Annotated in this window: 10 protein-coding genes; 8 read left to right on the forward strand and 2 right to left on the reverse strand. The window is 69.7% G+C overall.

What is annotated here, in order from left to right; translation table 11 throughout:
• Positions 1-64 precede the first annotated feature (64 nt).
• From ACFYRH_RS23180 to ACFYRH_RS23200, 5 genes are all read left to right on the forward strand, one after another.
• A complete protein-coding gene (locus tag ACFYRH_RS23180) occupies positions 65-1,519 on the forward strand; it encodes a glucose-6-phosphate dehydrogenase (protein ID WP_387778799.1) in 1,455 nt (484 codons plus the stop codon).
• Between the two features lie 91 nt (positions 1,520-1,610).
• Positions 1,611-3,350, forward strand: a complete 1,740-nt coding sequence (locus tag ACFYRH_RS23185) for a carboxylesterase/lipase family protein (RefSeq protein WP_387778802.1) — start codon at positions 1,611-1,613, stop codon at positions 3,348-3,350.
• A gap of 48 nt (positions 3,351-3,398) precedes the next feature.
• A complete protein-coding gene (locus tag ACFYRH_RS23190; RefSeq protein WP_387778805.1) occupies positions 3,399-5,849 on the forward strand; it encodes a X2-like carbohydrate binding domain-containing protein in 2,451 nt (816 codons plus the stop codon).
• Between the two features lie 175 nt (positions 5,850-6,024).
• On the forward strand, positions 6,025-6,990 hold the full coding sequence (locus ACFYRH_RS23195) for a GTP-binding protein LepA (RefSeq protein ID WP_387778808.1): 966 nt from the start codon (positions 6,025-6,027) through the stop codon (positions 6,988-6,990).
• Positions 6,987-7,574, forward strand: a complete 588-nt coding sequence (locus tag ACFYRH_RS23200) for a TetR/AcrR family transcriptional regulator (RefSeq protein ID WP_387778811.1) — start codon at positions 6,987-6,989, stop codon at positions 7,572-7,574. The genes ACFYRH_RS23195 and ACFYRH_RS23200 overlap by 4 nt, the downstream gene beginning before the upstream one ends.
• A 27-nt stretch (positions 7,575-7,601) precedes the next feature.
• Here ACFYRH_RS23200 and ACFYRH_RS23205 read toward each other — a convergent pair whose 3' ends face one another.
• The gene (locus tag ACFYRH_RS23205) at positions 7,602-8,402 is read right to left on the reverse strand and encodes an NPP1 family protein (protein ID WP_387778814.1); all 801 of its coding nucleotides are present in this window, start codon (positions 8,400-8,402) and stop codon (positions 7,602-7,604) included.
• Between the two features lie 196 nt (positions 8,403-8,598).
• Between ACFYRH_RS23205 and ACFYRH_RS23210 the strand changes: the two genes are divergently transcribed.
• Genes ACFYRH_RS23210 through ACFYRH_RS23220 form a run of 3 tightly spaced genes read left to right on the forward strand, consistent with a single transcriptional unit; the run spans position 8,599 to position 11,129 of the window.
• On the forward strand, positions 8,599-9,030 hold the full coding sequence (locus tag ACFYRH_RS23210; RefSeq protein ID WP_387778817.1) for a PRC-barrel domain-containing protein: 432 nt from the start codon (positions 8,599-8,601) through the stop codon (positions 9,028-9,030).
• A 48-nt stretch (positions 9,031-9,078) separates the two neighbouring features.
• Positions 9,079-9,852 carry an SDR family NAD(P)-dependent oxidoreductase gene (locus tag ACFYRH_RS23215; protein WP_387778820.1) on the forward strand — a complete coding sequence of 258 codons (774 nt, stop codon included), beginning with the start codon at positions 9,079-9,081 and terminating at the stop codon, positions 9,850-9,852.
• Complete coding sequence (locus tag ACFYRH_RS23220; protein WP_387778823.1) at positions 9,849-11,129, forward strand: WS/DGAT domain-containing protein; 1,281 nt, start codon at positions 9,849-9,851, stop codon at positions 11,127-11,129. Before ACFYRH_RS23215 ends, ACFYRH_RS23220 begins: the two co-directional genes overlap by 4 nt.
• Here ACFYRH_RS23220 and ACFYRH_RS23225 read toward each other — a convergent pair.
• Positions 11,085-12,287 carry a PucR family transcriptional regulator gene (locus ACFYRH_RS23225; protein WP_387778826.1) on the reverse strand — a complete coding sequence of 401 codons (1,203 nt, stop codon included), beginning with the start codon at positions 12,285-12,287 and terminating at the stop codon, positions 11,085-11,087. The two genes, ACFYRH_RS23220 and ACFYRH_RS23225, sit on opposite strands and share 45 nt — an antisense overlap.
• Between the last annotated feature and the right edge of the window lie 83 nt (positions 12,288-12,370).

The following is a 12,370-nucleotide window of genomic DNA, read 5'->3' on the forward strand; positions in this document are numbered from 1 at the left end:
GCGCCGTTGGGTCTGAGGGTGTGGCTCCACGACAGGGGCCGCACAGCCCGGAATCTGCCCTGTCTTGGGAGGCACCATCACTACGTATGCGGCCCTGCTGCCGGTCGACGATCGGCCGGCGGGGACGGAACAGCGGACCCTCGTCATCTTCGGCGCCAGCGGCGACCTGAGTTCCCGGTTGCTGTTGCCCGGTCTCGGCAGTCTGCTCGCCGGACCGCGCGCCACCGGCGTCCGGATCATCGGCACCGGCCGGTCGGCGCTCGCCGCCGAGGAGTGGACGGACCGGGTCCGGTCGGCGTTCGCGTCCCGCGGCGAGATCGGCCCGGTCGCGGCCGAGACCCTGGCGACCACAGAGTACGTCGCCGGTGACCCGACCGACACCGAGCACCTGCGGACGCTCCTCGAGCTGGCCGGTCCGGCGCCGGTCCTGTACTTCTCGCTCCCGCCCGCGGTGACCACCGCGATCGTGGAGAAGCTCCGCGAGGTCGACCTGCCGGCCGGGACGGAGCTGGCGTTCGAGAAGCCGTTCGGCACCGACTCGGCGTCCGCGGCCGCGCTGAACCGGCTCGTCGGCTCGTTCGTCCCCGAGGAGAACGTGCACCGCGTCGACCACTTCCTCGGCCGGACCGCGGTGCTGAACCTGATCGGCCTGCGGTTCGCCAACCGCCTGTTCGAGCCGGTGTGGAACGCCGAGCACATCGAGAGCATCGAGATCGTGTACGACGAGACGCTCGGCCTCGAGGGACGCGCGCAGTACTACGACAACGCCGGCGCGCTCGTCGACATGATCCAGAGCCACCTGCTGCTCGTCCTCGCGCTGCTCGTGATGGACGCGCCGTCGACGATGGACGCTGTCGAGGTCCGCAGCGAGATGGCTCGTGCGCTGCGCAGCGTGCGGCTGTACCGCGGCTCCGCGACCGAGGCGGGCCGGCGGGCGCGGTACGCCGCCGGGATCGCCGACGACCGCGTGGTCCCGGCGTACGCCGCCGAGTCCGGGGTCGACCCGGAGCGGGGGACCGAGACGCTGGCCGAGGTGACCGTCGAGGTGGACACGAACCGCTGGGCGGGGGTCCCGTTCACGCTGCGGTCGGGCAAGGCGCTCGGGGTCGCGCGCAAGGAGATCGTGATCAAGTTCAAGCCGCTGCGGCACCTGCCGTCCGGCCTGCACGGCGGCCGGGACGGCGAGACTCTGCGGATCGGTCTGAATCCGGGCGAGCTGTCGCTGTCGGTCCCGGCGCTCGGCGTCGACGGGCCGTACACGATGGGCCAGGTGTTCCTGGACGCGACGCTCCCGTCGTCCCCGGTGCTGCCGTACGGCGAGGTGCTGAACGGCATCCTGCGCGGCGACCCGCTGCTCTCGGTCCGTGGTGACGTGGCCGAGCGCTGCTGGGAGATCGTCGAACCGGTGCTCGCCGCGTGGCGCGCGGGTGAGGTCCCGCTGGAGGAGTACGACGCCGGCTCGGACGGGCCGGACGGCTGGCGCGAGGCCGCGGGTCCCGCAGGCGAGTCCGCGGCCTGACACCAGGGATTCTCCCTGGGGCGACGGGCGGTCGCCCGCTGGAGAGTGAAGCCGTTACGGAATCACTCTCCAGCATGAGGTGCAACGAACCATGAGAACCGCTCTCTCGCGACGCACCCGCGTCGCCCTCGCCACAGGCGCCGCCACCCTGGCGACCGTCGTAGGCGGCCTGACCGCCGCCCGCGCGGCAGACGCCGGCACCCCCACCGCCGCCACGTCCGCCGCCACGTCCGCCGCCACGTCCGCCGCCACGTCCGCCGCCACGTCCGCCGCCACGTCCGCCGCCACGTCCGCCGCCACGTCCGGCGTCGGCTCGACCGCCGGCGTGAGCTCGACGGGCCCGGTGGTCGCCACGGGCAACGGCGTGGTCCGGGGTTTGAGCCTCGACGGCACGTCCGCGTTTCGCGGTCTGCCGTATGCGGCGCCGCCTACCGGCGACCTGCGCTGGCGCGCACCGCAGCCCGCCGCGAGCTGGCGCGGGGTCCGCGACGCCACGTCGTACGCGCCGGGTTGTCCGCAGGCTCCGGGGATCGCCCCGCCCGGACAGCTCCAGGAAGACTGCCTGTACCTGAACGTCCAGACTCCCGCGGCGCAGACCGCCGTCAGGCGCCCGGTGATCGTGTGGATCCACGGCGGCGGCCTGATCCAGGACAGCGGCTCCAACTACGACGGCACCAAGCTCGCCAAGGCCGGCGCGGTGGTCGTCACCATCAACTACCGGCTCGGCGCGCTCGGCTTCCTGGCCCACCCGGCACTCGCGTCCCGCCCCGGGGGAGCGGCCGGCAACTACGGCCTGATGGACCAGCAGGCCGCGCTGCGCTGGGTGCAGCGCAACATCGGGCAGTTCGGCGGCGACCCGCACAACGTCACGATCGCCGGTGAGTCGGCCGGTGGTCTGTCGGTCCTCGCGCAGGTCGTGTCGCGCAGCTCGGCGGGCCTGTTCCAGCGGGCGATCGTGGAGAGCGGAGCGTTCGCGCTGCAGCAGCAGTCGCTCGCGCAGGCCGAGAAGTTCGGCACCGAGTTCGCCACCAAGGTCGGCTGTGCGGACCAGTCCGCGGACTGCCTGCGCAAGGTTCCCGCGCAGACGCTGGTGAACAACATCTCGACGGCGACCGCCCTCATCCCGGGCGTGGTCGACGGCGCGGTCCTGAAGGAGTCGATCGGTACGGCGCTGGCGGCCGGCCGGTTCAACCACGTGCCGATTCTGAACGGCAGCAACCACGACGAGGAGGCGCTGTTCACGCTCGGCGGCCGGGTCGTGAGCCGCGGGTACAACGTCGCGTACACGAGTCCGGTCACGGCGCAGAACTACGAGAGCAACATCGCGTCCGCGCTTCGCGTGACCCCGGCGCAGGCTGCCGCGATCGCAGTTGAGTACCCGCCGGCGTCGTACCCGACTCCGGACAAGGCGTTCGGGACGCTGGTCGGCGACGCGACGTTCGCGTGCGGGGCGGCGCAGGTGAACACGTGGGCCGGTCGGCACGTTCCGGCGTACGGGTACGAGTTCAACGACGACACGGCGCCGTTCATCTTCGCGCCGGCCGGGACGCTGTCGGTGGCCACGCACGGATCGGAGATGTGGTACCTGTTCGACCTGCCGAACGCTCCGTTCCCGGTGACGCTGAACGCCGAGCAGACCAAGCTCGCCGACACGATGCGCGCGGCCTGGGTGAACTTCGCGAAGACCGGCAAGCCGGCCACGGGCTGGCCGTCCTTCGGGCCCGGCGGCAAGATCGTCTCGCTCGTGACCCCGGCCCCGCGGCTGACGACGGACTTCGCGGCCCGGCATCACTGCGCCACTTTCGCACAGAATCTTGACAAGGTTAAGTAATAGTTCCAATATCCTATCCGATTCGGTTCTCTCAGAGAGGTCACCGCCATGACCAGATCCGTTCGGAGCAGGGTGTTACGGGCCGCGCTTGCCGGTCTCGTGATCGCCGGGCTGCTGCCGGCAGGTTTGAGTACGTCATCAGCAGCAACCACCAGCGTCACCCCGCCGGCCCTCCCGGGGCCGGCGGGGGATGTGGCGGCTCGGCCCTACATGGGCTGGAGCAGCTACAGCATGCAGGTCTACAACCCGAACGGCGGCAGCTGGATCACCGCCGACCAGCTGATCAAGCAGTCCGACGCGATGCACGCCAAGCTGCAGCCGTACGGGTACAACTACCTCAACATCGACGCCGGCTGGAACGACGGGATCGACGCCTACGGCCGGCCGACGCCGAGCAAGAAGCTCTACCCGAACGGCCTGCAGGCGGTCATCGACCACATCCACGCCAACGGCCAGAAGGTCGGGCTCTACACGATCCCGGGGATCAGCAAGGCCGTCATCGACGCCAAGCTCCCGATCTACGGCGCCCCGGAGTGCACCACCGCGGACCTGCCGGTGCTGCCGCTGCAGAAGGGCGACTACTGGGGGATCGGCTACCGCATCGACTTCTCCAAGCCGTGCGCGCAGAAGTACGTCGACTCGATCGCGGATCTGTTCGGCTCCTGGGGCCTGGACTTCCTGAAGTTCGACAGCGTGACACCGGGCTCGGGGATCAGTGACCTGTCGGTCGACGCCCGGGACGACGTGAAAGCGTGGTCGCAGGCGCTCGCCCGGCACAAGATCTGGCTGGAGATCTCCTGGGCGCTGGACATCAACTACGCGGACTACTGGAAGCAGTACGCGAACGGCTGGCGGATCGAGTGGGACGTCGAGTGCTACTGCACCGGCACGGCGCTCACCGCCTGGCCGAACATCAACCGGTTGTTCCCCAAGCTGGCCGACTGGTGGCGCCACGCCGGCCCGGGCGGCTGGAACGACCTCGACTCGCTCGACGTCGGCAACGGCCAGATGGACGGTCTCACCAAGGACGAGCGTCGTACGGCGGCCACGCTGTGGGCAGTGTCCGCGGCGCCGATGTACATCGGCAACGACATGACCAAGCTGGACTCGTACGGTCTCGAGTTGCTCACCAACCCCGAGGTGATCGCGGTCGACCAGGCCGGCCGTCCGGCGCAGCCGCTGTCCACGAAGACCAACCGGCAGGTCTGGTTCTCGCTGAATCCGGACAGCTCGTACACCGTTGCCCTGTTCAACCTCGGCCAGACCGATGCGGACATGACGGTCAACTTCGCGGACCTCGGCCTGGACGGTGCCGCGAAGGTGCGTGACCTGTGGGCCCGCAAGGATCTCGGCTCGTTCGCTTCGAGCTTCACCGCGACGGACGTCCCGATCCACGGCGTACGGCTGCTGAAGGTGACGCCGCAGAAGAACGCGGCGATCAGCGTGAACGACGACGATCTGCGGGTCACGTACGACGGCGCGTGGCAGCGGAACGCCAACTACGAGGTGCCGGCCGTCTCGCAGGCACTGACCGTTGGTGTGACGGACTCGTCCGTGAAGGCCACGCAGTCGACAGCCAGGACCGCCGACGTCGCGACGCGGACCGTTGAGATCAACAACAACAACTCGCAGATCGTCTACACCGGCAACTGGAACAACAGTTCGGGGCGTGGGCTCGGCGATTATCAGGACGACGTGCAGTGGACGGAGGGCAACGGCGACTCGTTCTCGTACCAGTTCGTCGGAACCGGTGTCGACTACGTGACGGAGACGGACCCTGGCCAGGGCGACGTCGACATCTACATCGACGGCGAACTGAAGCAGACCGTGAGTACGTACATGGATCCGGCGCAGGGGCACAACAAGCCGCAGCAGGTCGTGTACAGCATCTCGGATCTGCCGAACGGCACGCACACGATCCGCGGCGTGAAGAAGTCCGGCCAGTTCATGCTGCTGGACAAGCTGAACATCCGGCAGGAGAGCCTGCTGAACCCGGACACCGCGGCCTTCGACAAGGTCGCGCCGGCCGATGTCAGCATCCAGCTCGGCCGCGACCCGGGCGAGCTGGCCGGTATCGCCAACAGTGGCAAGGATCTGGTTCAGGGCACCGACTACACGCTGAACGGCGGCACGGTGACGCTGAGCAAGACGTTCCTCGCGACACTGCCGCTCGGGAACACGTCGCTGGACTTCCGCTTCCGCGGTGACTACCGCGACGACATCCACGCGACCAAGGTGGACGGTGCCGCGGTCAACTTCGCCTTCACCGGTACAGGCGTCCAGTGGATCACCGCACTGGCTCCGGATCAGGGCGACGCCGACGTGTACGTCGACGGCAAGCTGCTGCAGCGGGTGAACCTGCACAGCGACACCCGGGTGACGGCGAAGCAGGCGTTCAGCACGACCGGCCTGAAGAACGGGCCGCACACCGTGAAGATCGTCAAGGTCAACGGCGACGTCCTGCGCAACGACACGATCCGCTACACGATCGCGAAGTAGTTCAGTCACCGATGCAACTGCGGGCGGCGGTCTGTGCTGGTCCTCGGGACCGCCGCCCACAGGCGTGTGTGCACGGTCTCACACGGAAATAAACTGACTGATCGGTCAGTCACCTTGTTACGCTGGAACCCGGGGATCGAGCCCGCATCTCCGTCCTTGGAGCGAGGTTCCGCGTATGTCGTTGAGCGATATCACCATGCCCACCAGGCCCACCAGGCCCACCAAGCCCTTCCGCTCCCGGCGGGGGCCCCGCCGCGAGGATTCGCGGCTGGCCGATCACGTCGACCGCTTGGGCGAGGAGCACCCGCCGATCCCGCTCGAGAGCGTCGACTACACGATGCAGCAGCCCGGCCTGCTGGCCGAGCGGTTCGGGTCCGTGCTGGCCTACATGACCCGGGTCGAGCTCGAGGTCGAGCGCAACGTGCTGGAGCTGAACATCCTGCTGCCCGACCCGCCCGAGGTCGACAAGCACTTCTACGCCGACGTGTGGATGCCGCAGGAGACCCGGCACGGGCAGATCCTCGACAAGCTGCAGCAGCTGATCGGCGTGGACCCGCACGACCCGAACCTGACCGACGTGTCGTTCAGCCTGAAGTTCCTCGGTGCGCTCGGCCGGATGCGCGGCGTCCAGGACATCAGCCGGATGCTTTACTACCTGACCGGACTGGCCACCGAACGCTCCGCGGTCATTGCCTACAACAAGTTCCACGCCGGGCTGCTCGAGCTGGGGGAGCGGGCGATCGCGGCGACCGTGATCGCGCCGATCCGGCGCCAGGAGCCGGGTCACTTCGCGTACTACCAGATGGCCGCCCAGCAGTTGTGGGACCAGCTGTCGGGCTGGCAGAAATGGCTGACACGCGGCCTGCGGAAGCGTACGTTCGAAGTGGTGGGCGCCTACAACAAGCGCCAGGTGACCGAGTTCGGTGACGTGATGGACGCGCTGAAGATGACCGACGGCGGCGAGGCGGAGCTGCGTGAGTACGCGCGGCAGGTCGGGCGGGCCGAGTACGAGCTGATGTTCGCGCACCGGCGCGGGCTCCGCGTCCCGGACTACGTGTTCAAGTCCCTGCGGCGGGCCGCCGAGCTCGCCGCCGAACGGAAAGGTGAGGTCTGGCCCGCCGCTCAACCAGCAGGATCATGACCGCACCGGCGCACGCACGGCACACCAAACGGCAGGTCATCATCGAGACCGCCGAGCGGTTGTTCGCGGAGCACGGGTACGACGGCACATCGACGGCCCGGATCGCGCACGAGGCCGGCGTACCGTCGGGGCTGGTGTTCTACCACTTCGCGACCAAGCTCGACCTGCTGCTCGCGATCGTCCAGGAACGCCCCGCCCCGAGCGAGGTACTGCGTTCCGCGGCCCGCGGCCGGACGGTACGGCGCCGGTTGCGGGCGATCGTGGCGACGATGGCCACGGAACTGGAACACGATCGGGCCGCCCGGATCATCGTGTTCCGGGAGGCGCAGGCCCGGCCGGAGATCGCGTCGCGGGCGGCCGAGCTGTTCGCCGAGGCGACCGAGACCGTGGCCGGCGTCCTCGGTGGCGCGGGGGACGTGACCGCCGATCCGGCGCGGGTGCAGGCCGCGGCCGAGCTCGTGGTCAGCCGGGTCTTCCTCGACACGCTCGCCCTCGGGCAGGCCGACACCGCGGCGAACCGGCACGCGGCGATGATCGACCTGATCGTGGAGTCGTTGACCGGCGGCCTGCGCGCCCGGGGTTGAGCGCGCACACCGCCGATCCAGGGCTGGTCAGGCCCAAGGGTCGAACGGGATCCCGGACGGCTTGGATGCGTTCAGCAGGTTGCGGAACCGGTCGCCGGAGTCGGTGATCTTGATCGTCGCGGAGCCGAAGTCGGCGTTCATCAGGGTGTCGCGCAACCCCGTACTGGGGTAGCCGTTCCAGTCGACGAGCGGCGGGTAGCGCCAGTCGTGGTAGTGGTTCTCCGGCGGCTCGTCGTTGGTGTTGGCGAGCCGGAAGAAGTGCGTACTGGCGCCGTCCTTGTGGTAGACGACCTTCGGGTGCGAGCCGTCGAAGCGCACCTGCGAGCGGGTGTAGGTGACCTGGCTGGAGTGCTGGGTCGTGGTCACGTACTCGACCTGGTTGGAGGCCTGGTTCACCCAGGAGATGACGTGCTCCCAGTCGTGCCGGTGGCCGCCGAGGCTGCTGCCGGGGACGGCCTGGTCCTTCTCGAAGTAGCTGGCGTACACGATCGCGCACCAGCCGTTGTCGCACTTCGAGCGGGCGTAGGTCTGGGAGTTGTCGAGGTCGGACTGGTCCCGGCAGTTGCCGTTCACGGCGCCGGTCGGGTTGAGCCCGGGGTTGAGGGTGCCGTCGGGTCCGATGGCGGGGGTGGCGTAGCAGCCGTCGGTGTCGTAGTCGTACGCCGGCGAGAACGACTGCTCGTACCCACCGGCGTTCTGCGGGAGGTGCGGCGGCGGGGCGGCGTACGCCAGCGCGGCCGAGGTGACCATCAGGGCGGTGGTTCCGAGTACGACGCCGAGCAGCCGGCGGACGCGGCGCGGACGAGGAGGCGGGGCGGAGTCCTGCATCGATCGCTCCTTCGGGGACTTACTTCAGGGCGGAAAACAACGACACGACCATGCCAGCACCGAGGCACGATCGCCTATACGTCACGTGGCTACAGGTTGACGGTGCGTGAACGTCCCGACTCGGGACTGTGCGGACTGTGCGGGAATGACGGCCCGGCCGCCTGGGTACCCGGAGGTCTCTTGGAGGTGGCACACCATGACCGAGAAGGAACCGCTCGGCCTTGTCCGGCTGGACGACACCGATCTGACGCTCGCGAAGACCGAGGACGACGTCCGTGGCCGGACCGTGGTCGATTCCGCGGGCGAGGAGATCGGCAAGGTCCACAGTCTGTTCGTCGACGCCGACGAGCGGCAGGTCCGATTGCTCGACGTCGAGTCCGGCGGACTGCTGGGGATCGGCGCCGAGCACCGGCTGATCCCGGTCGACGCCGTCGTCGAGGTGACCGACGAGCAGGTCACGATCGGCCGCACCCGCAGCGAGATCGCCAAAGCTCCCGGGTATGACCCGGCCCTGACGGAGCTGCAGCCCGTCGACGACCTCAACGATGTCTACGGCTACTACGGCATGACTCCGTTCTGGACCCCGGGGTATCGCTACCCGGGCTTCCCGTTCCGCGGCGGCGACTGATCCCGCACTCCCACCCGCTCGTCGTGCATGCTGGGGTGGGAGGGTGCGATGCGACTGGACGGGAAGGTTGCGCTGGTCACCGGTGGATCGGCGGGGATCGGCGCGGCGGTCGCCGAGCGGCTCGCGACCGCGGGCGCTCGGGTCGTCGTGCACGGCCGCGACGAGCAACGGACCGCGGCAGTCGCGACGCGCGTCGGCGGCGTACCCCTCGTCGGTGATCTCGCCGAGACCGGCACGTTGGCCGATCAAGTACTGCGTGTCCACGGGCGGGTCGACGTCCTGGTCGCGAACGCCGGCACCGGATGGTCGGGGCCGTTCGTGGAGATGCGGTACGACGAGATCGAACGGCTGATCGCGGTCGATCTGGTGGCGCCGCTCCGGCTGACCCACCAGTTGCTGCCGCCAATGGTCGAGCGGGGCAGCGGCCACATCGCCCTCGTCGGCTCGATCGCCGGACGCACCGCGGTCGCGGGCGAGGCCGTGTACGCGGCCACGAAGGCCGCGATCGACATCTTCGCCGAGAGCCTACGGCTGGAACTTCGTGGGACCGGTGTCGGTGTCAGCCTGACGGTCCCGGGCGTTGTCGACACTGGCTTCTTCGCTGCTCGCGGTCGCCCGTACGATCGGAGCCGGCCGCGCCCAATGCCTGCCGCCGACGTCGCGCGAGCTCTGGTCGATGGCATCACCAACGATCGCCCCGAGACCGTCGTGCCCGGATGGCTGCGCGTCGCGCCCGTCGTCCGCGCGGTTGCTCCGGGCGCTTATCGGCTGCTCTCGGCACGTTTCGGCGAGCAGGTGCAGTCGCGGCGGGAGTCCCGGTGAAGGGCCTGGTCGTACCGTCGGCGGACGCGTTCTTCCTGCACATCGAGGGGACCGGCGCGGCTCAGCATGTCGGTGGCGTGGTGATGCTCGAGCCGACGGAGCAGCGGCCCTCGATCGAGGAGATCCGCAAGCTGGTCGGGGACGGGTTCGCGCGGCTGCCGCGGATGCACCAGCGACTCGCGCCGTCGTCCCCGTGGCGGCGGCCGCGCTGGATCGAGGCAGGCGAGGCCGATCTGGATTGGCACGTGATCGAGCACCGGTCGATGGACGGCGTACCGGGGCTGTTGCGGTTCATCGGTGACCTGGCCGAGCAGCCGATGCCAAGGGACCGGCCGCTGTGGCGGATCGCGATGGTCCGCGACGCCGGGCCGCGTGCGGCCGATGCGCTCGTGGTGCTCGTCCATCATTCGATTGCCGACGGCATCGGTACGGTGCTGCAGACCTTCAGCCTGTTCGAGCCTCGCCCCACGCTCACCATGCCGTCCGCCGCCGGACCCGGTCGGCTCGCCCGTGCCGCGGCAGTGACAGTCGGCCTCGCGCAACTCGCGACCGACGGCACCTCCGCACCGTTGCCGCCAGGATCGTCGCGCCGCGACTTCGGTGTCGCCGCCGTCGAGTTGGACGTCGTACGACGGATCGCGACGGCCCGCGGCGTCCGCGTCACCGACCTGTTGCTCGCCCTCCTCGCCGACGGCCTGTACGCCGTTGCGCCCGCGCTACCGCAATCGGTCCGGGACCGGATGCGGTTCTCCGTGACCACGATGGTGCGGACGCCCGAGAGCGCGGCGGAGGGGAACGCGACCGCGGCGATCATGGTGGAGGTGCCGGTCGACGGGCGTCCGTTCGACGACCTGCTCGCGGAGGTCTCGCGGCGGACCGAGCGGTTGCGCCGGCCGACGCGGGCACTGGCGTCCCGCTTCGTGATGGCGACCGGATTGCGGGTGGTGCCGGAACCGTTCGTGCGATGGTTCGCACGCACCGTCTACGGGCCACGATTCCTGCACGCGGTGGTGTCGAACATGCCCGGGCCGACGATCCCGATGACGTTCGCCGGCGTACCGCACCATCGCGCGTACCCGATCCTGCCGCTGGTCCCGGGGACGCCGCTCGCGGTGGGTGCGCTGAGCTGGTCGGGCACGCTCGGCATCGGGCTGGCGACCGATCCCGACCTCGTCGACGGGCCGGCGCTGGCGGCGTACCTCGACAAAGCCTTGCAGAGGCTGCGCCGCGAGTCAGGGGCCGGGCCACTCCAGGGCGAGGAAGAGTCGAGCGCGTGACTCGGGGTCGTCCAGGCGGTCGCCGTACAGGGCTCTGAGCCGCGCCATCCGGTAGCGGACGGTCTGCGGGTGGATACTCAGCTCGTGCGCGATCGCCTGCCGGTCGCCGAAGTGCCGCAACCAGCTCGCGAGCGTCTCCGCGAGCCGCTCGCGCGCGGCCACCGTCTGGCCCTCCAACGGCGCGAGCATCTCGTCGCGCAACGCGGCGACCAGCGCCTCGTCCCGCCAGACGATCAATGCGTCGAGATGCTCGTCCGCGAACACCGGGTCGTCGGTGAGTACGCCGGTCCGCCGCAGCCGGACAGCGATTCGCGCGATCTCCAGGCTGCGCGGGAGCTGCTCCGGCGCGACCGAGTTGCCGACCACCGCGCCGCGACCGGTGAGCTCCCGGCTGAGCTGCAGCCGGCGTCCCGGACCGGACGGTTCCGGAACGATCGCACCGACCAGCACGCCGTTGCGGCGGATCGGCAGTGCGCCTGGTTCGAGCCGGGCGACCAGCGTGCTGGGAGGTTCCTCGTCACCGTCGCTGTAGATGACGACCGCAGCGGTCGACGGAATTCGCCAGGCCGCCTGCAGCGCGGCCGTTTGGATCGCCTCGCTGCCGGCACGGCCGGACAGCAACAGGTTGGCGAGCTCCTCGCGGCGGCGTTCACGCGCCATCGCGTCGTCGATCTGCTCCTGCAGATAGCCGTTCGCGGCCGAGAAGGAGAGTTGGTTGACGAAGACAAACACCGAGTCGGCCAGCGCGGCGAGATTGTCCGGTGCGAAGTCCAGCTGAAGTGCGGTCGCGGCGACATGCCGCCAGGCGACCCGGGCGCCGAGCTGGAACGCGGTGAGCAGCCGGGTCAGGTCGTTGCCCTCCTGCAGCTGCCGGCGGCCGATCTCCTCGAACACCTGCCGGACCGTCTCGTCCGCGCCGTCGAGCCCGCGGTCGACGGTGGTGCGGTCCGGGCTGTTCAGGTTCGCGATCGACATGTCCAGCAGCCGATGTACGAACAGCGCGGCGGGTTTGACCACCGCGTCCCGGTCGGCGTCCAGGAACGCCGCGTAGTCCGGCCAGTGTTCGGCCAGTCCGTCCCGCACCTCGGCGACCAGCGCCGGCAGTCCGTCGAGCAGCGCTTCCTCGAGACTCGCGCGATCGAACGTCGTGATGGTCATGCCTGCCTACCCCCTCGAAGGCCGCCGCGAAGGCACCAGCCCCTCGAAGGCAACTGTAACTCCGTGACAAATTTCCCTGCGCC

Source organism: Kribbella sp. NPDC004875, from assembly GCF_042873375.1.
Classification (GTDB): Bacteria; Actinomycetota; Actinomycetes; order Propionibacteriales; family Kribbellaceae; genus Kribbella.

Bases quoted from the DNA above. Each gene is read 5' to 3' on its own strand.
- ACFYRH_RS23200 (WP_387778811.1), top strand. From the start codon at position 6,987: ATGACCGCACCGGCGCACGCACGGCACACCAAACGGCAGGTCATCATC.
- ACFYRH_RS23205 (WP_387778814.1), bottom strand. From the start codon at position 8,402: ATGCAGGACTCCGCCCCGCCTCCTCGTCCGCGCCGCGTCCGCCGGCTG.
- ACFYRH_RS23215 (WP_387778820.1), top strand. From the start codon at position 9,079: ATGCGACTGGACGGGAAGGTTGCGCTGGTCACCGGTGGATCGGCGGGG.
- ACFYRH_RS23190 (WP_387778805.1), top strand. From the start codon at position 3,399: ATGACCAGATCCGTTCGGAGCAGGGTGTTACGGGCCGCGCTTGCCGGT.
- ACFYRH_RS23195 (WP_387778808.1), top strand. From the start codon at position 6,025: ATGTCGTTGAGCGATATCACCATGCCCACCAGGCCCACCAGGCCCACC.
- ACFYRH_RS23185 (WP_387778802.1), top strand. From the start codon at position 1,611: ATGAGAACCGCTCTCTCGCGACGCACCCGCGTCGCCCTCGCCACAGGC.
- ACFYRH_RS23225 (WP_387778826.1), bottom strand. From the start codon at position 12,287: ATGACCATCACGACGTTCGATCGCGCGAGTCTCGAGGAAGCGCTGCTC.
- ACFYRH_RS23210 (WP_387778817.1), top strand. From the start codon at position 8,599: ATGACCGAGAAGGAACCGCTCGGCCTTGTCCGGCTGGACGACACCGAT.